Origin of the sequence: Lutibacter flavus (assembly GCF_900188355.1) — a bacterium.
GTDB lineage: Bacteria > Bacteroidota > Bacteroidia > Flavobacteriales > Flavobacteriaceae > Lutibacter > Lutibacter flavus.
This window is the reverse complement of the sequence record NZ_FZNX01000002.1, coordinates 95,664-118,068: the sequence shown is the minus strand read 5'-3', so window position 1 is coordinate 118,068 and position 22,405 is coordinate 95,664. Positions and strand designations below refer to the sequence as shown.

Annotated in this window: 15 protein-coding genes; 10 read left to right on the top strand and 5 right to left on the bottom strand. The window is 31.6% G+C overall.

The features are described 5' to 3' along the window. The first annotated feature begins 7 nt into the window (after nucleotides 1-7). Nucleotides 8-2,608: a M14 family zinc carboxypeptidase gene (locus CHB63_RS06710; RefSeq protein ID WP_089377689.1), complete on the top strand. Its 2,601-nt coding sequence runs from the start codon at nucleotides 8-10 to the stop codon at nucleotides 2,606-2,608. A gap of 152 nt (nucleotides 2,609-2,760) precedes the next feature. After that, a complete protein-coding gene (locus CHB63_RS06705) occupies nucleotides 2,761-3,372 on the top strand; it encodes a hypothetical protein (RefSeq protein WP_089377688.1) in 612 nt (203 codons plus the stop codon). 51 nt (nucleotides 3,373-3,423) lie between these two features. On the opposite strand, the gene CHB63_RS06700 is transcribed toward CHB63_RS06705, so the two are convergent. Further along, complete coding sequence (locus tag CHB63_RS06700; protein ID WP_089377687.1) at nucleotides 3,424-4,602, bottom strand: acyl-CoA dehydrogenase family protein; 1,179 nt, start codon at nucleotides 4,600-4,602, stop codon at nucleotides 3,424-3,426. Nucleotides 4,603-4,670: 68 nt separating this feature from the next. Here CHB63_RS06700 and CHB63_RS06695 point away from each other — a divergent pair, with 68 nt between their 5' ends. From CHB63_RS06695 to CHB63_RS06675, 5 genes are all read left to right on the top strand, one after another. Beyond that, nucleotides 4,671-5,057: a ribonuclease P protein component gene (locus CHB63_RS06695; RefSeq protein ID WP_089377686.1), complete on the top strand. Its 387-nt coding sequence runs from the start codon at nucleotides 4,671-4,673 to the stop codon at nucleotides 5,055-5,057. After that, entirely contained in the window at nucleotides 5,044-6,681 is a 1,638-nt protein-coding gene (locus CHB63_RS06690) for a S41 family peptidase (RefSeq protein WP_089377685.1), read from the top strand. Before CHB63_RS06695 ends, CHB63_RS06690 begins: the two co-directional genes overlap by 14 nt. Before the next feature lie 102 nt (nucleotides 6,682-6,783). Beyond that, nucleotides 6,784-8,472 (top strand): DUF6909 family protein, encoded by a 1,689-nt coding sequence (locus CHB63_RS06685; protein ID WP_089377684.1) that lies wholly within the window; start codon nucleotides 6,784-6,786, stop codon nucleotides 8,470-8,472. 35 nt (nucleotides 8,473-8,507) lie between these two features. Beyond that, complete coding sequence (purD, locus tag CHB63_RS06680) at nucleotides 8,508-9,782, top strand: phosphoribosylamine--glycine ligase (protein ID WP_089377683.1); 1,275 nt, start codon at nucleotides 8,508-8,510, stop codon at nucleotides 9,780-9,782. Between the two features lie 33 nt (nucleotides 9,783-9,815). Further along, nucleotides 9,816-10,850: a glycosyltransferase gene (locus CHB63_RS06675; protein WP_317043596.1), complete on the top strand. Its 1,035-nt coding sequence runs from the start codon at nucleotides 9,816-9,818 to the stop codon at nucleotides 10,848-10,850. Here CHB63_RS06675 and CHB63_RS06670 read toward each other — a convergent pair. After that, on the bottom strand, nucleotides 10,818-11,867 hold the full coding sequence (locus CHB63_RS06670; RefSeq protein ID WP_089377681.1) for a sensor histidine kinase: 1,050 nt from the start codon (nucleotides 11,865-11,867) through the stop codon (nucleotides 10,818-10,820). The two genes, CHB63_RS06675 and CHB63_RS06670, sit on opposite strands and share 33 nt — an antisense overlap. Beyond that, on the bottom strand, nucleotides 11,857-12,555 hold the full coding sequence (locus CHB63_RS06665) for a response regulator transcription factor (protein ID WP_089377680.1): 699 nt from the start codon (nucleotides 12,553-12,555) through the stop codon (nucleotides 11,857-11,859). The genes CHB63_RS06670 and CHB63_RS06665 overlap by 11 nt, the downstream gene beginning before the upstream one ends. Nucleotides 12,556-12,804: 249 nt before the next feature. On the opposite strand from CHB63_RS06665, the gene CHB63_RS06660 reads away from it, so the two are divergent. The 3 genes from CHB63_RS06660 to CHB63_RS06650 all read left to right on the top strand — a co-directional run bounded on the left by CHB63_RS06660 (nucleotide 12,805) and on the right by CHB63_RS06650 (nucleotide 16,182). Next, the gene (locus tag CHB63_RS06660; RefSeq protein WP_089377679.1) at nucleotides 12,805-14,436 is read left to right on the top strand and encodes a lamin tail domain-containing protein; all 1,632 of its coding nucleotides are present in this window, start codon (nucleotides 12,805-12,807) and stop codon (nucleotides 14,434-14,436) included. Nucleotides 14,437-14,649: 213 nt separating this feature from the next. Continuing rightward, nucleotides 14,650-15,384: a T9SS type A sorting domain-containing protein gene (locus tag CHB63_RS06655; RefSeq protein WP_089377678.1), complete on the top strand. Its 735-nt coding sequence runs from the start codon at nucleotides 14,650-14,652 to the stop codon at nucleotides 15,382-15,384. Between the two features lie 81 nt (nucleotides 15,385-15,465). Continuing rightward, entirely contained in the window at nucleotides 15,466-16,182 is a 717-nt protein-coding gene (locus tag CHB63_RS06650) for a 3'-5' exonuclease (RefSeq protein WP_089378116.1), read from the top strand. Between the two features lie 260 nt (nucleotides 16,183-16,442). On the opposite strand, the gene CHB63_RS06645 is transcribed toward CHB63_RS06650, so the two are convergent. Together CHB63_RS06645 and CHB63_RS06640 are read right to left on the bottom strand one after the other, a co-directional pair. Further along, the gene (locus tag CHB63_RS06645) at nucleotides 16,443-18,305 is read right to left on the bottom strand and encodes an ABC-F family ATP-binding cassette domain-containing protein (RefSeq protein WP_089377677.1); all 1,863 of its coding nucleotides are present in this window, start codon (nucleotides 18,303-18,305) and stop codon (nucleotides 16,443-16,445) included. Between the two features lie 82 nt (nucleotides 18,306-18,387). Continuing rightward, nucleotides 18,388-22,395 carry a reprolysin-like metallopeptidase gene (locus tag CHB63_RS06640; RefSeq protein WP_089377676.1) on the bottom strand — a complete coding sequence of 1,336 codons (4,008 nt, stop codon included), beginning with the start codon at nucleotides 22,393-22,395 and terminating at the stop codon, nucleotides 18,388-18,390. Nucleotides 22,396-22,405 lie beyond the last annotated feature (10 nt).

Sequence of the window (22,405 nt, the reverse complement as noted above, 5' to 3'; positions counted from 1 at the left end):
TAAATTAATGAGAAATAAGCTCCTTTTAGTATTGTACCTAATAGGTGTGTTATCTTTAAACGCACAAAGTAATAAAGAATTAGCAAACAAATACTTGAATGAAAGAGGTGAACTAGCCTTTACTTTTACCGCAAATAATATTGATGAAATTCAACAATTAGCAAATATAATTTCTTTTGATCATGGCCAAAACCATGAAAATCCATTTACAATAAATGCAATATCTAATAGAAAGGAATTTGATAAATTCTTAGAATTTAATTTACCTTTTACTGTTGATATAAAACTAAATGAACCTAAGGATGTTGTAATGTTTGATCCGAAAATTCATAAAAAAGGGGTTTCTGGAAAAAATGCCGCATATGCTTTGTCATTTCCTTTAACGGCCTATCCAACATATGCTCAATATGAACAACAAATGCAGGATTTTGCAACTGATCATCCTGCTATAGCGCAATTAGTAGATATCGGAGGCACAACTGAAGGTGTATCGGGAGGTGATAAAAGATTACTATTTATTAAATTATCTGATAATGCTCCAACAAGAGAGGTCGAACCCCGTGTTATGTACACTTCATCTATGCATGGTGATGAAATTGCCGGTTATCCAATGATGCTTTCTCTAATAGATTACTTAATTACAGCATATGAAAATACTTCTCATACTGATCATGCTAGAATAAAAAACTTATTAGAAAACAGTGAAGTTTGGATTAATCCATTAGCAAATCCAGATGCTACTTATTGGTTAAGTGACGATAATTCATCAGTATCTAATTCAAGAAGGTATAATGCAAAAGGTGTTGATTTAAATAGAAATTATCCAGATAATGTTGCCGGACCACATTATGATGGTTACGATTATCAAGTGGAGACTACTGCTTTTATGAAATTAGCAGATAATAATCATTTTGTGATTTCTGCAAATTTTCATGGAGGGACAGAAGTTGTGAATTTTCCTTGGGACAATACGAGTACTAGACATCCTGATGATGATTGGTATAAATTGATAAGTAAAGAATATGCTGTTAATTGTCAGGCTGATGGTGCTGCCGGTTATATGGATGCTGTGTATACCAATTCTCCATGGCCAGGAGTAACAAACGGCTCTGATTGGTACACAGTTTTTGGAGGAAGACAAGATTATATGAATTTTGAAAAACATGCTAAAGAGGTTACTATTGAATTAAGTAATACGAAAATTATACCAACCACTCAAATTCAAAACCATTGGAATTATAATAGAGATGCATTAGTTGATTATTTTTTACAGGGTTCCTATGGATTTCATGGGATTGTTAAAGATATAAACACAGGTACTCCTATAAAGGCAAAAATAACATTAGTTGGTCATGATGCCTTAGGTTCTTGGGTTGAAACGGAGTTACCCTTAGGTGATTTTTATAGACCAATTAATGCGGGGAGTTATAATATTTTATTTGAAGCTGATTGCTATCAATCGCTTACTTTACCAAGTCAAGTTATTGCAGACGGAGCTAGAGTTGATTTAGGAGATATATTATTAACACCATCTTCTGGTTATGTTTCAACTGATCCTACAAATATTTCAAAATCCAATATTGCTTTAACTAGTGCAACTGTATCTTGGGATGATACAGGTGCAAACACCTATGATTTTAGATATAGAGTAGGAGCTTCTAGTTGGATTGAACAAACCGTTTCTAATAATACTATAGATTTATCGAATTTAAGTCCTGATACTACTTATGATATAGAGGTTAGAAGTACTTGCGGGTCTCAAAATTCAATTTACAGTAGCTCTACTTTAACTACGTTAGATTTTTTAACCTGCGTTACTCCAATAGTTTCATACCCATATTCTGAAAGTTTTGAAAATACTTTGGGCGCTTGGACACAAAGCACCAGTGATGATATAAACTGGTTAACTAGAAGTGGTACAACACCAACAAGTTCTACAGGTCCTTCAGGAGCATCTAATGGTACTTACTATTTGTTTACTGAATCTTCTTCTCCCACTCCAACTTATGCTTTAGCAGAATTAAACAGTCCTTGTTTTGATTTATCTGGTTATATTGATGCTAAGTTTTCATTCGATTATTATTGGTATGGATCTGAGATTGATCAAGCTTCATTAATAGTTGAGGTTAGAGCAGATGATGATGTTGAATACACCACATTATTTAAAAAAACAGGTACTAGTGTTAATAGTTGGGTATCTTTATCAGCAACACCAATAGATTTAAGTGCCTATAGCGGTAAAGTAATCAAGTTAAAAATTTCTGGGATAACAGGGGATGGAATTAGAAGCGATATGGCTTTTGATAATTTTTCCTTAACGGCAACAGTTAATGCTTCTTTAGGTATAGAAGATGAAATTTTAAGTGCATTTCAACTATACCCAAACCCATCAAATATTGGTGAAGTTAGGTTAAAAGTACCTAATGAAATTCAAGCATTTAATATTGTAATATCAAATACTTTAGGTCAAAAACTGTATAGTAATATCATAGAGAATTATAACAGTAAAACTCATACAATTAACACACAAGGTTTTAAAACAGGTATTTATATGGTAACCGTAAGTACAAATTTAGGAAAGTCAACAAAAAAACTGGTTATTCAATAACTATTATAAACATAAATTTAAGAAGGTTTCTGATATGATTTTTAAAACTCAGGAACCTTCTTTTTTTGTAATTTAAATTATTGAAATTTAATAGTTTAAATTATTTTATTTTTTGTAACTTTACTAATATAAACCCCTCAAAGACAAATATTATGTTAAAAAAAATTACTTTTTTAGCTGTATTGGCATTCATGTCATATAGCTGTCAATCAAACGATGATTTTGAAAATTTAAACACTCAAAATTTTGAATTTAGTGTAGACACCCATGATTTAACGGGTATTAGTTCCAGAAATACAGAAACAGCTTGTTATTCAACCCCTTTAATAGCTGGTCAATATTATGATGCAGGAAGAATAGATGTTGAAATTGTAAATGAATCCGGAACCGATTATGTTTACATTACTTACATAACAAATGCTGACTGGATTATAAAATTGACTCACTTATATGCTGGAGACAGAGATGGAATTCCTGAAACAAAAAAAGGAAATCCAAAACCAGGCGTTTTTGAAAAACGTATGGATTATGAAGCTAATGTCATTTCTGATTTTGAAGTGGAATATAAAATTCCGGCGAGTGCTTTTGAAGCTTGTTTTTCAATAGCCGCACATGCTGAGGTGGCTAAACTAGATGATAAAGGGAATATAATTCAGCAAGAAACAGGCTGGGGAAAAGGTGATAATTTTGAAGGTAATAGTTGGGCAATGTTGTTTGACTTTTGTAAGTCAGACTGCTCAACAGAAGTTGATATTGATAAATAATATTTTAATAAAAAAGGCTTCAAAATTGAAGCCTTTTTTATTAAAATAAATTTACTTAAACGCCTGATGTCCTGTAATATCTAATCCAGTTATTAACAAATGAATATCATGTGTTCCCTCATAGGTAATTACACTTTCTAAATTCATCATATGGCGCATAATAGAGTATTCTCCAGTAATTCCCATAGCACCTAATACCTGACGCGCCTCTCTGGCTATTTTAAGAGCCATATCCACGTTATTTCGTTTAGCCATAGATATTTGAGCAGTTGTTGCCTTACCTTCATTTTTAAGTGTTCCTAAACGCCAGGTTAGTAACTGAGCTTTGGTGATTTCTGTTATCATTTCAGCCAATTTCTTTTGCTGTAATTGTGTTGCTGCAATTGGTTTATCAAATTGGATACGTTCTTTTGCATATCTTAAAGCAGTATCGTAACAATCCATTGCGGCACCAATAGCGCCCCAGGCAATACCATATCTTGCAGAATCTAAACAACCAAGTGGAGCACCCAATCCATCTTTGTTAGGTAACATATTTTCTTTAGGAATTTTTACATTATCAAAAATTAATTCTCCTGTTGAAGAAGCTCTTAAACTCCATTTATTATGCGTTTCAGGAGTTGTAAACCCTTCCATTCCACGTTCAACAATTAATCCTTTGATGCGGCCTTCTTCATTTTTAGCCCAAACAACAGCAATATCAGCAAAAGGAGCGTTTGAAATCCACATTTTCGCACCATTTAAAAGAAAATGGTCGCCCATATCTTTAATTTTAGTTTCCATTCCACCAGGATTAGAACCATGATTAGGCTCCGTTAATCCAAAACAACCCATAAATTCACCACTTGCTAATTTTGGCAAATATTTTTTACGTTGTTCTTCATTTCCATATTTCCAAATTGGATACATCACTAAAGATGACTGGACAGAAGCTGTTGAGCGTACACCAGAATCGCCTCGCTCTATTTCTTGCATAATTAAACCATAAGACATTTGATCCAATCCTGCGCCACCATATTCTTCCGGAATATAAGGCCCAAACGCACCAATTTCGGCTAAACCAGAAATAATTGATGTTGGAAATTTTGCTTGTTGAGCAGCTTCTTCAATAATTGGAGAAACTTCACGTTTTACCCATTCTCGTGCTGCGTCTCGCACTAATAGATGCTCTTCAGTTAACAATTCATCCAACTGATAATAATCTGGAGCTTGAAATAAATCTTGTGACATTCGTTTATATAATTTGGTTTGTATACAAATTTACTAATTAAAATCATTTATTCATTACATTTGTGATAATGAGTTTCACCTTAGGAAAAGAAGAAAAATTAAAAAGCAAAAAATTAATTGAGCAATTATTTGCGGAGGGAAAACACGTAAAATCGTTTCCGTTTAGATTGGTTTATTTACCTGTAAACCACTTTGGGAAAATGCCAATAAAAGTTGGGTTTTCGGTACCAAAGCGAAATGTAAAGTTAGCCGTTAATAGATTAAGAATTAAAAGATTAATGCGTGAAGTTTATAGAAAAAATAAGGATTTATTTACTGATAATTTAGATAAGCGATATATTTTTATGTTCGTTTATATGGCAAAAGAAGAAATAAAATATAGTGATTTAGAGTTAGCTTTAATAAAACTAGGCGCTAAATTTCAAGATAAAATTAAAGAATATGAGCAGAATTAAAAAATGGGTTATCGGAGTTTTTGTAACCGTTTCAATAGCAATATCGGCTGGGTTTCAATCAGATTTTTTTGAAATAGCCAAGCAAATAGATATTTACACAACTTTGTTTAAAGAGTTGAATATGTACTATATAGATGAAGTAAATCCTGGAGAACTTACAAGTAAGTCTATTAATTATATGCTTAGTAATTTAGACCCTTACACAAGGTTTTACGATGAACAAGGTGTTGAAGATGCAAGAATAAGAGCTACAGGTGAGTATGGAGGTATTGGTGCAATTTCCAGATTTAAGGATAAAACATTAATAATTCGTGAAGTTTTAAAAAATTCTCCAGCTGAAAAAGCAGGAATTAAATCTGGGGATAAGATTTTAAAAATTGAAGAGATTGATGTTAAAGATTTTGAAGAAATTGGAGTAACTAGTTTGCTAAATGGATTGCCAAATACCAAAGTTAAACTTAAAATTGAGCGACAAAATAAAGAACAGGATATTTTAGTTACCCGAAAAAAAATTGAGGTTAATGCCGTTCCTTATTTCACAATGTTAAATAATGAAGTTGGTTATATTTCTTTTATGAAGTTTAATGAAAAAGCATCTTCAGAAGTGAAAAGTGCTTATTTAGATTTAAAAGAGCAAGGAATGAAAAAACTAATTATTGATGTTAGAAGTAATCCAGGAGGATTATTAAATGAAGCTGTATCAATTACAAATTTCTTTATTCCAAAAAATAAAGTAGTTGTAAAAACAATTGCAAAAACTGAAAAAGAAAGCGCCACCTATAAAACACAATCTGAACCAATAGATTTAGAAATCCCATTAACTATTTTGGTGAACAATCGATCTGCTTCTGCTTCAGAAATCTTAGCAGGTTCTTTACAAGATTATGACAGGGCTGTTATTATTGGCGAGCGTTCTTTTGGTAAAGGATTGGTGCAACGTTACAAACCGCTTTCATATGGTACGCAAATGAAATTAACCATTTCTAAATATTATACACCTAGTGGAAGATGTATTCAAGAATTGGATTATACAAACAGGGATGATGAAGGAAACATTCCAAAATTTTCAGATTCTGGAAGAGAAGAATACAAAACTGAAAAAGGTAGAACTGTTTATGGTGGGGGTGGAATTCAGCCAGATTATGATATTGAAAAACCAAACACTACAAAAGCTACAGAAACGTTGCTTTTATCTGATGCATTTTTTAATTACGCAACTAACTATTTTTATGAGCATCCTTCCATAGCAACACCTTCTAAATTTAGCTTAAGTGATAATGATTTTGAAGATTTAAAAAAGTATTTAAGTAAAAATAATAACGATTTTCAAACAAGTACTGAAGCAGAATTTGAGAAGGCTCTTGAAAAAGCATCAAAAGAAAATTTAGATGGAAATTTAGCCAAAAATTACTCAAATTTATTGAAGGATATTCGAGCTGAAAAATTAAATGAATTGGATAAAAACAAGGATGAAATTTTAGATAAATTAACCGAAGAAATTGTAAAACGTTATTATTATTCAGAAGGCGTATTTCAGCAAAAAGCAGTTTTTGATAATACTATTTTAAAAGCAGTTTCAATTTTAAATAATACTTCAGAATATGAAAAATTATTAAGTAATTGAAAAATTTGGAGAGTGAAAACGTATAAAGTTGCACAAATCAAAAAATAGACGATTATACATTTATAACAATATATCTGTATCTTTGTAATCCAAAAATATTTTATGGAACAAACAAAAATTAAAGGAAGAACGAGAGCTCAAGAATCTTCTAATGCCATTGAGCGTTTATACATTTCTATGCGCCATTTATTTAGCAGAGGTTTTTACAAACCAATGGGTATTTCTGGAGATGCTTTGCGTGAATCTTTACTATTATTACGACCTGAAATTTATGGATCAATTGCAGAAGAAAAGGTAGAATTAAACGGTTTGATATACGTTATTGAGCGCCTTCCTACAGGGATTGAAGAGTGTAGATTCATAAATTTAACATCTGATGAAGGGTATTCCAAATCACATTTTAAAGCGATTGTTCCACCTAAGCGAAGAAGAAATTGCTTTAGAATTGATAAGGACCAAATGAATATTGAGGTTACCAGAGGAAGGTCGGAAATTTATGATATACTAACTCATTTAACTTTTTTGTTTATAGAATCTCACAAAATTGCTAAAAAAGTTCTTATTAGTGATGGTACTGATACCATTAGAGAGTGGAAAAAATTGGCAGAAGTTGTGTTGCATAATAAAAAAATATCTGGAGATGAGCGCGATATTATGTTGGCTCATTTAGCAAGTGTATTAGGAAGAACTTTTGAAGAAACCCAAGCTGTACATGCTCTTTTGGGGGAGGAGAACAATCCAGATCGATTATTTCAAATTATTTATTGGTTGGGTCGTTTAGCAATAAATGAGCAGGTTGATAATTTAAGAAGGGCTATTTCTTTTAGCCCGGTATTACGTGAAAGAATTGGACACCATGTTTATGGAGAAATGTGGGCAAACAATATTAAAAATGTTTTAGATGAAAACAATTTATTAGAGCGGCCAATTCATATAATTAGTGCAAATATGCACAGCGTAATGAATTCGATTTACGCTCCAATAGTTTTACCAAAACAAATAAAAGATAACAATACCATTTCTTTGTTTGAATTATTAAGTAAAGATGATAATGAAGATTTGCGAGCACAAGTAAAAGAGTTCGCATCAAAAAATGGACTTACTTATATAAAAGATGTATCAGGAACCAATATTAATGTTCAAATTATTGATACTGAAAAAATTGATATAACTAAAACTAACTATGTTTTAGAAAATAGCTTAAATAATGAGTTAAAACCTGTTATAATTGTAATGGATTATGCTTTTGGTGAACAAGCTTATGAAACTATGGATGAGCTTTTAAAACCTTATGAATGTGAAAAAGGAAAAAAACATCATTTGGATGTTGAATCTGTTTCAATAATGGGTAAAGCAGGAATATTAGAAGGAGGAAAAGGAGATATTATGATTCCTTCATCACATATTTTTGAAGGAACAGCCGATAATTATCCGTTTAAAAATCAGTTGAAAAAGAAAATGTTTGAAGGTTGTGGAGTTGGAGTTTATACAGGTGCTATGGTTACTGTATTGGGTACTTCGCTTCAAAATAAAGATATTTTAAAATTCTTTCACGATTCAACTTGGAAAGTTACCGGACTAGAAATGGAAGGGGCTCATTATCAAAAAGCGATTCAGGCAGCTTCAAAAATTAGAGGTAATATATCTCGAAAAGTAAAAGTTAATTACGCTTATTACGCATCGGATAACCCTTTAGAAACTGGAAGTACTTTAGCATCTGGCGGGCTTGGAACTACCGGTGTATTGCCTACATATGTAATTACTCAAAAAATATTAGAACAAATTTTTTAATTCAACATAAAATAAATAGCAAAAGAATTTACAACATGAATGTATTAATACTTGGATCAGGAGGAAGAGAACATGCAATGGCTTGGAAAATTGCACAAAGTAACTTATTAACAAAGCTATTTATTGCCCCAGGTAATGCCGGAACAAAAGAAGTTGGAACTAATTTAGAAATCAATCAAACAGACTTTGAAGCTATAAAAAAAGTAGTTTTAGAAAATAACATTAAGTTGGTGATTGTTGGACCAGAAGATCCATTGGTAAAAGGAGTTCATGATTTCTTTTTAAACGATACTGAATTAAAAAATATTCCAGTAATTGGACCACAAAAATACGCTGCACAATTAGAAGGAAGTAAAGAATTTGCTAAAGAATTTATGGTTCGCCATAACATTCCAACTGCTGCATACGAAAGTTTTACAACAGAAAATTTAGAAGCTGGCCACAAGTTCTTAGAAACATTAACACCTCCTTATGTATTGAAAGCAGATGGATTGGCAGCTGGGAAAGGAGTTCTTATTTTAAACGATTTACAAGAAGCTAAAGATGAACTTACTGAAATGCTGGCAAACAAAAAGTTTGGAGCAGCAAGTAGTAAAGTAGTAATTGAAGAGTTTTTAACAGGAATAGAACTTAGTTGTTTTGTGTTAACTGACGGAAAGAGCTATGTTACTTTACCAAGCGCAAAAGATTACAAAAGAATTGGAGAAGGAGATAAAGGTTTAAATACAGGAGGAATGGGAGCTGTTTCGCCAGTACCTTTTTTAACTGACGAATTAATGAAGAAAATTGAAAATCAGGTTATTAAACCAACAATTGATGGGTTTCAAAAAGATAATATTAGGTATGTTGGTTTTGTATTTATTGGATTGATTTTAGATAAAGGAGAAATTAAAGTGATTGAATACAATTGCAGAATGGGTGATCCTGAAACAGAAGTTGTTATTCCGAGGATAGAAAGTGATTTTTTAGAGTTATTAATTGCTGCAGGAAATAAGGAATTACATTCTAAAACCATTGAATTTAAAAAAGAAAGCGCTTGTACAGTTATGCTAGTTTCTGGGGGCTATCCTGAAGCTTATGAAAAAGGAAAAGAAATTTTGGGGTTAAATAACGTTGAAAACTCCATTCCTTTTCATGCAGGGACAACAACGAATTCAAATGGGAAAGTTGTTACAAATGGAGGTAGAGTTATTGCTATTACGTCTTATGGAGATAACTTTAATGAAGCTTTAAAGCAATCGTACAAAAACATTAAGAAAATTAATTTTGAAGGAATGAATTTTAGAACAGACATTGGTTTTGACTTGTAAAAAAAAATTCTTGTTGCGCCATTAAATTGGGGTTTGGGACATGCTACAAGATGTATCCCAATAATTAATGGTTTGCTAAAAGCAAATTATGAACCAATTATAGCTAGTGATGGTAATGCTTTATTATTACTGCAAAAAGAGTTTCCTTTACTAAAGAGTATTAAACTTCCATCATACAATATAAAGTATTCTAAAACAGGTAGAAATTTAAAATTTAAACTGCTTTTAAGTGTTCCTTCAGTAATTTCAGCGGTAAATAAAGAACATAAAATAATTGCTCAAATTATAAATAAGGAAAATATTGCTGGAATTATTTCAGACAATAGATTTGGAGTGTATAATTCAAAAATTCCTTCGGTTTATGTTACGCATCAATTAAATGTTTTATCGGGAAATACAACAGGTATAACATCAAGAACCCACCAAAAAATTATAAAAAATTTTAATGAATGCTGGGTTCCAGATTTCGAAGATGACCAAAATTTTTCAGGAAATTTAAGTCATTTAGAAAAGCACAATTTTAATTTAAAATATATTGGCATATTAAGCAGGTTAAAATCTGTAAAATGTAAAATTGAAAATAATTTGTTGGTATTACTTTCGGGTCCAGAACCACAAAGAACTTTGTTAGAAGAAAAAGTGTTAGAAGCACTTAAAAATTATTCGGGTAAGGTTTTGTTTGTTAGGGGGACTTTAAATAATAACTCAAAATTAGAAGCTTCAAACCCGCCTACCGGACAGTCAGGAAACATAAAAATTATTAATTTTTTGTTAACAACAGATTTAGAAAAAGCAATAATCAAAAGTGAAATTGTGATTGCTCGTTCTGGATATTCAACTATTATGGATTTGGCTGTTTTAGGTAAAAAAGCATTCTTTATTCCTACACCGGGTCAATTTGAACAAGAGTATTTAGCAGAATTAATGCAAAATAAATTAATTGCCCCGTTTTCAAATCAAAAGGAATTTAATTTAGAAAGACTAACTAGTTTAATTAATTATAAAGGATTTGAAAAAAGTGAATCAAAAATAGATTTAAAACTCTTTCAGCTTTTCGAGGGTAAATGAAAATTCTGAACCTTTTCCATATTCGCTTTTTACGAAAATTTGCTCGTTATGAGCTTCAATAATATGCTTTACAATAGATAGCCCTAGGCCCGAACCACCTTGCTCTCTAGATCTACTTTGATCTACTCTATAAAACCGCTCAAAAAGTCTTGCCTGGTGTTCTTTTTTAATTCCTTCACCATTATCAATTACTTTTATTAATACTTTATTATTGATAATTTTTTCAACACTAACCATTGTGGTACCTCCTTTTTTACCATATTTAATAGAGTTAACCAACAAATTTGTTATCACTTGTTCTATCTTTTCAACATCACCAATTACCATTATTGGGTAGACATAATGTTTATTAAAATGTAAAGAAATATTTCTTTTTTTAGCCTTCATTTCCAGTAATTCAAATACACCTTGTATTAATTCTAATATGTTAAAAGGTTCTTTATTTAGACTTAAATCTGCTGATTCAAGTTTGGAAATTAAATCCAGATCTTTAACAATTGCAATTAACCGCTCAACACCTTTATTGGCACGTTTTAAATATTTTTTACTAATATTTTTATCATCAATTGCCCCATCTGCTAAAGTTAATAAGTAACCCTGTACAGTAAATAATGGAGTTTTTAATTCATGCGAAACATTGCCTAAAAATTCTCTTCTATAATTTTCTCTTTGGTTTAAGTTGGTAATTTGTTGTTGTTTAATTTCTGCAAATTTTTGAACTTCCCTTGAAAGTGCATCAATATCTGAAGTAATTACAGTTTTATTAAAATCGGAAGGATCTAAAAAATTGACACTATCGTATATTTTTTTTATACGTTTAAAAATAAATTTTTCTAATCTATATTGAGAAACAAGAAATATAAAAATAAAAGTTGAAGCACTAAAAAGAATTATAAATGAAGGTTTTATGATACCATCTAAAAAGTAATAATTAGCAATAAAAAAACCTAAAAGCATAAAAAAGGTAATAAAAAATGAAGTCCAAAAAGCGAATGAATATGTTTTTTTAATCTTCATTTAATACAAATTTATACCCAACTCCTTTAACAGTTTTAAAATAATCATCTCCAATTTTTTCACGAAGTTTTCTAATATGTACATCAATAGTTCTTCCTCCAACAACAACTTCATTGCCCCAAACTTTATCTAAAATATCATCGCGTTTAAAAACTTTATCAGGTTTCGATGCTAGTAAAGAAAACAGTTCAAACTCCTTTCTTGGTAAAGAAAGTTTTTCTCCGTCTTTTATAATAACATACTCTTCTCTATCAATAACTATCCCACCAACATTAACCTGATCATATGAAGATGAATTATTTAATTCATTAACCCTACGTAATAAAGCTTTAATTTTACTAACCAATACTTTAGGCTTAATAGGTTTAGTGATATAATCATCTGCTCCAACATTAAAACCAGCAACTTGTGAATAATCTTCTCCCCGAGCAGTAAAAAATGTTATTAATACATTTTCTAAGCCTTTGGTTGTTCTAATTTTCTCACAAGCCTCAATGCCATCCATTTCGGGCATCATGATGTCTAAAATAATTAAATGCGGATTATTTTTTTTTGCTGAAGCAATGGCTTCAATACCGTTTTTAGCGGTAAAAATTTTATAACCTTCATTTTTTAAATTGTATCCAACAATTTCTAAAATATCAGGTTCATCATCAACTAAAAGAATTTTAATATCTGTGTTTTTCATAATTTTTTACAAATTTGAACAGTAAAAACATTCAAAAGTAACCATTAATTATAATTTCAAAACAATAAGAACTAAAGTAATTAAAAGAATAACGTTAAGCTAACATAAACCTTACAGTTTGTTAATGTTTTCGTGCGGTTTGTTAATTTTAGGGTGTTTTAGCCTTGTAAAACAGCAAATTAACTTTTTTTTAAAAAGAAATTTTTTATTTTTGAGAAAAAGCTATTAATAAAATTAAAATTTAATTCTATGAAAAAGAACTACCTTTTGTGGGTTGCAATCTTTGTAACCATATTTTCTTATGCCCAAACTGAAGTATTTATAAATGAAATTCATTATGATAATGGAGGTTCAGATTCTGGTGAGGGAGTGGAAATTGCCGGACCGGCAGGAACAGATTTAACAGGATGGAGTTTGTTGTTCTATAATGGTGTAGACGGAACTGTTTATGACACTAAAACATTATCAGGTTCAATACTAAACCAGCAGAATGATAGAGGTACCGTTTGGTTTGCTCATTTAAATATTCAAAATGATATTGAAGGAATTGCGTTATTAGATCCAAATAACGTTGTTGTACAATTTTTAAGTTATGAAGGCTTTTTTACCGCAACGGATGGATTAGCAATTGGTGTAACATCAGTTGATATTGGCGTTTTTGAAGATGGATCAGATCCAGTTGGTGAATCTTTACAATTGACAGGCCTAGATGGCACTTATTATGAAGACTTTACTTGGAATGCTTCATCACCAGAAACTGAAGGAGTAATTAATAATGTTCAGTCGTTTAAGGCTACGCCTGCAATTCTAGCAAGTAATACTGTTGCCGGAATGATTTATGAATTTGGTTCTGGACCATCAGGAGAAGGAACATTTGTGGTTTTTGGCACAAATTTAACCAACGATATTGTGTTAACAGCCCCAACAAATTTTGAAATTTCAGAAACTACAGGGGGTAGTTTTAGCACATCAATTAACCTTTCTCCAAGCAGTGGAACAGTTGTAAATACAACTATTTACGTGAGATTAAATACGGATTTAAATATTGGAAATTATAGTGAAAATGTTACCGCTAATAGTTCTGGAGCTGTAAGTAAAACGGTTGTTTTAAGTGGAAATGTAGCGCCTAATATTGGATCTATAATAATTACAGAAATAATGCATAATCCAAGCGCTGTTACAGATGCTAACGGAGAATACTTTGAAGTTTACAATACTACAGGAACTGATATTGATTTGAATGGTTGGGTGATTTCAGATAATGGATCAGAATCTCATCCAATAAATTCATCAGTTATCGTGCCATCTGGGGGATATGCTGTTTTTGCAAGAAATTCAATTTTTGCAGAAAATGGAAATTTTAATGCTGATTATGATTTTGTTAGCTTTACTTTATCATCTATTGACGAAATAATAATAACAACTCCGGTAGAAATGGGAAGTGTTATTATAGATCAAGTGTATTATGATGACACCAATTTCCCAAACAATGCTGGTGAAAGTATGGAATTACACTTGTATGAATACAATAATGTATCTAATGATACTGGTTCTAACTGGGGAGCTGCAACCACAGCCTATGGACTTGGAGATTTAGGTACACCTGGAATTAATAATGATTTTGGTTTATCAGTTGTCAAAAATCAAATAGAAGGTTTTAAGATGTACCCAAATCCTGTTTCAGATGGGGTGCTGTATATGTCATCTAGCAACAACGCGAATAAGCAAGTTGATATTTATTCAATTTATGGACAACAAGTTTACCGAAAAAAACTACAATTACAAGAATCAATAGATATTTCTAACCTAAACAGAGGTATTTATTTTGTAAAAATTGAAGAAGAAGGCAAAATTGCTACCCGAAAACTGATTGTATATTAAAAGTATTCTATTCAAACGATCTTTTAGTTTAAAGAGGTTGAATTTAAACTAGTGTTAAATTTTAGTTGAGAATTGTGTAAAAACTTACTTATGTATGGGAAAACCTTAACCATTTATTTGCTAAAACGTACCATTAGCAAACTTTTTTCACGATAAATTGCTATATATAAGTATTATATAGATTTTCGCTTCGAAATTTTGAATCCCCCACAAATGAAAAATTTATACTTACTATTATTTACCCTATTTATAACAGGCCTTAGTTTTGGGCAAGATGTTTACATTTCTGAAATTAATTATACAGGTTCGAAACCTGGTATAGAACTAACTGGAGTTGGAGAAACTGACTTATCAGGTTGGAGTTTAGCTTTTTACGAAGGTACTAATCGTAAAGTGTATAAAATAATTGATTTAACAGAAAGATTAGATAATAGTATTCTTTGGAAAGATGTACCTGACATCTCGTTAGGTCATCCTAAAGGTGCCGGTGTAGCATTGATTGATGGTGATGGAAATGTGGTTGAATTTTTATTTAACTATGGTTCTAGTGCTTTTGAAGCAAAAGATGGCCCTGCACAAGGGTTTGAAAATGTGAATGTTGGTAGTACAAGTGGAGAAGAATCAATTCAAAGAACGGCGACGGGCTGGGTTGTTGCTGAACCAACACCAGGAGATCCAAGCTCAAATAGATCTTTAGGCGTTGTAAAAAACCAAATAGAAGGTTTTAATGTATATCCTAACCCGGTTAGGGATGGTATAATTTCAATTACTACTAAAAGTTCATTAGAAAAGTATGTAGTAATTTATTCAATTTTAGGAAGTGTGGTTTACCAAAATACGGTGCGCGCAAATGAAACCATTAATGTTAGTAATTTAAATACGGGACTATATTTTGTGCAAGTTGAAGAAGATGATAAAGTATCTGTTAAAAAAATATTAATCAATTAAGATTAAAAAAATAATCTTTAAAAAAGCATCCTTATTTAAATAAGGATGCTTTTTTTGTTATATTTAGGCTTAAAAAAAGCTATGAATATTAAAATTAATTTTGAAAACATCTTGTTTTTAGATATTGAAACCGTACCTGAAAATGAGTTTTACAAGGACTTAACAGAAGAGAAACAAGAGCTATTTGCTTTAAAAACTCAGTATCAACGAAAAGAGGAATTTACTCCTGAAGAATTTTACGAGCGTGCTGGAATATGGGCTGAATTTGGAAAAATTGTATGTATTTCGGTCGGTTATTTTATAAATTTTAAATCCAGTGATCGGAAATTTAGAGTCACTTCCTTATTTGGTGATGAATTTAAAATTTTAGAAGAGTTTAAAAATTTATTAGATAAACATTTTAATAAGCCTCAACATTTATTATGTGCCCATAATGGTAAAGAGTTTGACTTTCCTTTTATAGCTCGTAGAATGATAGTTCACCAAATAGAATTGCCAGAAAAATTGAATTTATTCGGGAAAAAGCCTTGGGAAGTATCACATTTAGATACTATGGAGTTATGGAAATTTGGAGATTATAAGCATTATACTTCATTAAAATTACTAACCTCAATATTGGGGATTCCTTCTCCAAAAGATGATATAAGCGGAAGTGAAGTTGGCGGGGTTTTTTACAAAGAAAAAAACCTTAAACGTATTGTTACGTATTGCGAGAAAGATACCATTGCTATTGCACAGTTGTTATTGCGATTTAATAATGAACCTTTAATTGAAGAATTAAATATTGTACATATTTAAGGTGATTTGTTTTGTCATACCTGCACACACAGGTATCTTTCACAGTAATAATTTGGAGCCAAAGTAAAATTAGATTCCTGTTGTAACAGGAATGACAAATAAGAATATTTATTTTAAAAGGCTGTCATACCTGCGCAGTTAGGGATCTTTTACAGCAATAATTTGGAGCCAAAGTAAAATCAGTTTCTTATCTTCACAGGAATGACAAATAAGAATATTTATTTTAAAAGGTTGTCATACCTACGCAGTTAGGGATCTACTTACTGCTCTTCTAACATTGAAGAAAGTTCAAACCAACGTTCTTCTTTTTTGTCTATTTTAGAATTAATTTCCTGAAGTTTAATAGAAAGTTCATTAATTTCTTCTCCAGAAAGAGAACCATCCAAAAATTTAGCTTCAATTTCACTTTTTTGAATTCCTAACGTTTCAATTTCACTATCAAGAGAGTCAAATTCTTTTTTCTCTTTAAAAGTTAGTTTGGCTTTAACCGTTGTTTTTACTCGGGTATCAATTTTTTTAGTTGTTTCAACTTCTCCTTTTGGTTTAGAATCTTCGTATGTTCTAAAATCGGAATAATTTCCAGGGAAATCTTCTACAACACCATCACCTCTAAATACAAATAAATGATCCACAATTTTATCCATAAAATAACGGTCGTGAGAAACCACGAGTAAACATCCAGGAAAATCTAATAAAAAATTTTCAAGTACATTTAAAGTGATAATATCTAAATCGTTGGTTGGCTCATCTAATATTAAAAAGTTTGGATTTTGAATTAAAACAGTACATAAATACAAACGTTTACGTTCTCCACCACTTAGTTTTTCAACAAAATCATATTGTCTTTTTCTACTAAATAAAAAACGTTCAAGTAATTGAGCTGCTGAAAGGCTTCTTCCTTTTGTTAATGGAATCTGCTCCCCGTATTCCTTAATAATTTCAATAACTTTTTGTCCTGGTTTTGGGTTGATTCCATCTTGTGTATAATACCCAAATTTAATAGTTTCACCAACCACAACTTTACCAGAATCCACAGGAATTCCGCCAGTAATTATATTTAAAAATGAAGATTTTCCTGTCCCATTTTTCCCAATAATACCAATACGCTCCCCGCGCAAAAAATTATAGTCAAATTTGTCTAATATTTTTAAATCGCCAAAAGATTTAGAAATTTTATGAAGCTCTAAAATTTTAGAACCCATACGTTCCATATTAATTTCTAACTGAACTTTATGGTCATTTCTGCGTTTATGGGCTTCTTCCTTTATTTTGTAAAAATCATCTATTCTACTTTTAGATTTTGTGGTTCTAGCTTTTGGCTGTCTGCGCATCCAATCTAATTCTTTTGTAAATAAATTTTTGGCTTTATCTACGCTTGCTTGTTCTGCGGCAATTCGTTCTTCTTTTTTTTGTAAATAGTAAGAATAATTTCCTTTATAAGTATAAAAACCTCCATTATCTAATTCCACAATTTCATCACAAACACGCTCTAAAAAAAAGCGATCATGCGTAACCATAAACAACGTTATTTTTTCTTTTTTAAAATAATCTTCTAACCATTCAATCATTTCTAAATCTAGGTGATTTGTTGGTTCATCTAAAATTAATAAATCGGGTTTATGAATTAATATTACAGCTAAGGACAATCTTTTGCGTTGGCCTCCAGATAATGAACTCACTTTTTGAGTTAAATCTTCTAATTTTAATTTAAATAAAATTTGCTTGTATTGTGTTTCAAAATCCCAAGCGTTCAAACGTTCCATTTTTTCAAACGCTTTTTGGTAAGCAACCTCGTCCGATGGGTTTTGCAATGCGTGTTCGTATTCTTCAATAACTTTTAAAGTTTCGTTATCAGAATTAAAAATGGTTTGTTCAACAGTTAGTTCGAAATCTAAATTTTCTTCTTGAGAAAGGTATTCAATTTTTAAGTCTTTTCGAGAAATTACCTGACCCGTATCCGGGCTATCAAGGCCGGCAATAATATTAAGCATGGAAGTTTTACCAGTACCATTTTTTGCAATAAAAGCAATTTTTTGATCCTTATTTATTCCGAAAGAAATGTCACTAAAAAGTTCAACTTCCCCAAATGCTTTTGATATGTTTTCAACCGAGAGGTAATTCATTCATTTTAAATTTTGACAAAACTACATAAAAAAACCCGAGAAAATATTCTCGGGTTTTTTATTAGTTTAAAATTCAATTATTTTATTGTTTCATAAACTTTTTAGTCATTACTTCCTCACCATCATTTACTTCAATAATATAAATTCCAGTTTTTAGGTTACTAACATTAATAGCACCATTAACATTTCCAGAATTTAAAGTTTGGCCCAAAACATTGGATATTTTAAATGTAGTATTTGCATTAATATAATTCATTTTAATACTTAGGTAACTACCTTTTACAGGGTTAGGATATACAATAAAATCATCTATTTCATTTTCAAATTCTTTTTCAGCTACCTCATCTAGAGATCTTAAATAGTTAATACCGTCAGTATTTCTAGCTGTTCCAGTTCCTATAATACCACTAATGGTAACTTGATCAATGTAAATATAATCAGCATTTCCTGATGCATCACATTGAAATCTGAATTCCGCATTAGAAGGAAAATTAAAATTAGCCTTATCTAAAGTTACAGTTGCAGTATAAAAACTATTATTGTTAAAGCTAGTACCTTGTGCATAAGAAGCAACAGTTGTCCAGGAAGACCCATTGTAATATCTTACCCAAAAATCCTCACCAGTTTCCATACTACGCGAATAGAAGAAGAATTCTATTTTAACTGAGTCGTAGGAACTTACATTAATCCCCGAAAGTGTCATTGCTGAAGCAGTACCGGAATTATCTCTTAGTTGAATAGAGGAATTGCCTTCATAAGAATAAGTGCCACTAGTATAACGAGCAACATCACTTCCGCCATCTGCCCAGCCATCCCATCCAGACTCAAAGAAACCTTGATGTAAGATAGTTGTTGAGCTTGTTTGCCCTTCTAAGGTAGTAATAGTTGCAGTATTACTATCAATAGAAACATTACCAGCGGCATCTTTAGCTCTTACGGTAAAGTTATAAGTTGTGTTCGAGTTTAATCCTGTTGCCTGATAAGATGTACCTGTTACAGAATTTAAAAAACTTCCATCTTGGTAAATATCATACCCAGTTACTCCAACATTATCAGTTGAACCACTCCAATTTAGATCAACTGAATTGTCCGTTTCGTTACCTGTAACTAAAGCGGGTGCAGTAGGTGCTTGTGTATCTGGAGCAGTTGTTGTTCCAATGGCAGTGTTACTATCACCAGAAATATTCCCAGCAGCATCTTTGGCTCTAACTGTAAAATTATATGAAGTTCCAGAGGCCAGACCTGTTACTTGGTAAGAAGTTCCTGATATCGATGTTAAAAGACTTCCATTTTGAAAAATATCGTAACCTATAACCCCAACGTTATCAGTAGAACCGTTCCATGTTAAATCAACAGTGGTTTCTGTTTCATTACTTGCGTTTAATGTTGGTGCTGTTGGTGCTTGTGTATCAGGGTCAGAAGCAGCTATTACAACGGCATAATCTTCAACTTCTCCATAACTAAAAGTTTCACAAGATGTTGGAATTCCATTATATTTCATGGAAATCCTCATTGTTGTAGTGCCTGTTACTGCTGTTGAAGGTATGGTAAATGTTCCGCTCACAGGAGTAGTTTTAGACGCTGTATTTGTCCAAACTTGTTCTCCAGAATCCGAAAAATCCCCATCTTTGTTGTAATCAATCCATACTCCATAGCCTTCATTATAAACAGTCCCGGTCCAAGTAGGTGTAATTGTTATTGTAACAGCTTGTCCTTTATCTAAACTTGTTGAAATTGAAGTGAAATCACTATAACCGTTACCTGCACTAGAGGAATTATCTGTTGTACCTATTTGTACACGACTAATATATTCATCAGCAACACTATTCCCTTTTGATGCGCAATAAGTTAAAACTTGATCTAATGTACTAAAGTTTACAGACGAACTAAATGCTGAACTAGAACTAGTACAAACACTTTGAACTTGAGCTTCATATTGAGTTAATGGATTTAATCCTGTTAAATTTAAGGTCGTGGATCCAGTGTTTTCAGACACCCATGTTGAGGTGCCAACTTCTCGGTATTGCACAATGTATGTTGCGCCAGACACAGCATTCCAGATTAAAGTAGCGCCAGAAGCAGTTGTATTTGATGAAAATAAACTTGTTGGAACTGTTGCATTACAAACAACTTCTTCTTCAATAGAAAAATTAGTATTAGAGATATCATAAAATATGTTATCTGCAGCTTCAATTTTAATTCTATTTTGAGTTCCAATATTGTTTGGAACAGTTACTTGTGCAGACCCATTATTTGCTACTCCAGTTACTAATGAAATTGGATATGTATTTCCTCCATTAGTAGACAATAAAACATTTACAGTTTGGCAATTTACAGCTCCAGTATTTGTTCCGGCAACATCCCAAGTTACAGTTTGTAACTGTCCAACATTCCATGTAATTGCTGAGTTTGGAAATGAAACTACAAATGGTCCGGCAGTTTCATTTACTGTTACCACCATATCATCGCTGTTATTTGCACCACCTCCAGCAACATTATCTCTAACTGTTAATCTAAAATTTAATGTTCTTGCTACATCTGGAACAGCTTCCCATTGAGTTGAGGTGTTCCCTGCTAAAACAGTTGATAATTCAGGAAATAGTCTTGTTTTTAATGTTGTAGGTGAAAAAGACCTAAATGCAATACCAGTTGCGGCTGTTGCGCTTGGATAGGTTGAAGAAGCATTGTTCTCATCCATTTGTTCCCAACAAAAGCTTAAACTATTACCGTCGGCATCTGCTCCGTCACCCGACAACATAAATGGTGTACTTTTTGGAATTGTGTAATCACCACCTGCTAATGCAGTTGGAACACTATTTCCTGTTAGAGTGTTTGTTTGGCAACTAGTTGTTTTAACATAATTAGTTATTTGTTGTATAGATATTGCGTGAAAATAAGAATCACTATGCGCTTGAATATCTGTTGCTCCTGTTATACCTGCATAACCCATAATAGTTGAACCGCTTCCAGGTTCCATTTGAGCATCTGTACCTTCGTTTCCATTAAATGTCCAAGTATGATTTCCTCCAAATTGATGTCCGATTTCATGTGCAACATAATCCACATCAAAATTATCACCCTCAGGTGTTGTATGAGAAGTAAAACCACTACCTTTTTGGTTGTTTACACAAACACAACCAATACAACCTGCGTTACCATTATTACTGTCGTTATGTACTAAATGTCCAATATCGTAATTAGTTTCACCAATAACACTTGTTAGTGTAGATTGTAATTGACTGTTTAAACTTGTTGTATAAGGGTCACTATTTGCAGCTGTATAAATTACAGCATCAGTATTTGCAATTAGCTCCATTGTAACTCCAAAATCAATTTCAAAAATACCATTTACACGAGTCATAGTTGCATTTATAGCAGCCAAAGCATTTGCTTTCGTGCCTCCAAAATACTGTGTATATTCTCCAGTTGCAGACATTGCTAATCTAAATGTTCTTAACATACCGTCATCAGCATTTGGTCTTGCAACTACACTATTTTTTGCGGCAATTTTGTTTGAAACATCATCTTTTACTAAACATTCAAAAGAATCTAATGATGCATCTTTAGATTGTTTGCCATAAACCATATATTGAGAAAAATCATCCGTATAAGGTTCAATAAATACTGCATTTTTTCCTGCAGCAATTGTCATGGTTTTTAAACCTAATTGAGAAATACTAAAACGAATAATAGCACTAGGGTTATCAATTCCTTTACCGGCATATGATTTAATGTCTGGGTATTTTGCTTGTAAATCCGGGTGCATTACTGAAGCCTCAAAAATACTAAAGCGTTCAAATTCCCCATTAGTATTTGGGAATTCTATTACAGTACCTGATTTTTGTAAATAACCTCCTCTTTTTGGAGAGCTTGATAAAGCTTTTTTTAGTGTAGTAACATCAAGACTGTACACTTGAAAATCATTTGAAATTTGATTTCTATTTTGTAAGATATTATTTTTTTTATTTTTTGACGATTTCACCCAAGGATTTATACTTTGTGAATATCCAAAATAAGAAGATAATATAAATGTTAAAAACAGTAATTTTAAATTAATAAAAGATTTTTTAAGTAAGTAGTTTTTTTTCATATCATGAGAA

Bases quoted from the DNA above. Each gene is read 5' to 3' on its own strand.
- purD (WP_089377683.1), top strand. From the start codon at position 8,508: ATGAATGTATTAATACTTGGATCAGGAGGAAGAGAACATGCAATGGCT.
- CHB63_RS06710 (WP_089377689.1), top strand. From the start codon at position 8: ATGAGAAATAAGCTCCTTTTAGTATTGTACCTAATAGGTGTGTTATCT.
- CHB63_RS06670 (WP_089377681.1), bottom strand. From the start codon at position 11,867: ATGAAGATTAAAAAAACATATTCATTCGCTTTTTGGACTTCATTTTTT.
- CHB63_RS06685 (WP_089377684.1), top strand. From the start codon at position 6,784: ATGGAACAAACAAAAATTAAAGGAAGAACGAGAGCTCAAGAATCTTCT.
- CHB63_RS06640 (WP_089377676.1), bottom strand. From the start codon at position 22,395: ATGAAAAAAAACTACTTACTTAAAAAATCTTTTATTAATTTAAAATTA.
- CHB63_RS06700 (WP_089377687.1), bottom strand. From the start codon at position 4,602: ATGTCACAAGATTTATTTCAAGCTCCAGATTATTATCAGTTGGATGAA.
- CHB63_RS06665 (WP_089377680.1), bottom strand. From the start codon at position 12,555: ATGAAAAACACAGATATTAAAATTCTTTTAGTTGATGATGAACCTGAT.
- CHB63_RS06695 (WP_089377686.1), top strand. From the start codon at position 4,671: ATGAGTTTCACCTTAGGAAAAGAAGAAAAATTAAAAAGCAAAAAATTA.
- CHB63_RS06660 (WP_089377679.1), top strand. From the start codon at position 12,805: ATGAAAAAGAACTACCTTTTGTGGGTTGCAATCTTTGTAACCATATTT.
- CHB63_RS06690 (WP_089377685.1), top strand. From the start codon at position 5,044: ATGAGCAGAATTAAAAAATGGGTTATCGGAGTTTTTGTAACCGTTTCA.
- CHB63_RS06705 (WP_089377688.1), top strand. From the start codon at position 2,761: ATGTTAAAAAAAATTACTTTTTTAGCTGTATTGGCATTCATGTCATAT.
- CHB63_RS06655 (WP_089377678.1), top strand. From the start codon at position 14,650: ATGAAAAATTTATACTTACTATTATTTACCCTATTTATAACAGGCCTT.
- CHB63_RS06645 (WP_089377677.1), bottom strand. From the start codon at position 18,305: ATGAATTACCTCTCGGTTGAAAACATATCAAAAGCATTTGGGGAAGTT.
- CHB63_RS06650 (WP_089378116.1), top strand. From the start codon at position 15,466: ATGAATATTAAAATTAATTTTGAAAACATCTTGTTTTTAGATATTGAA.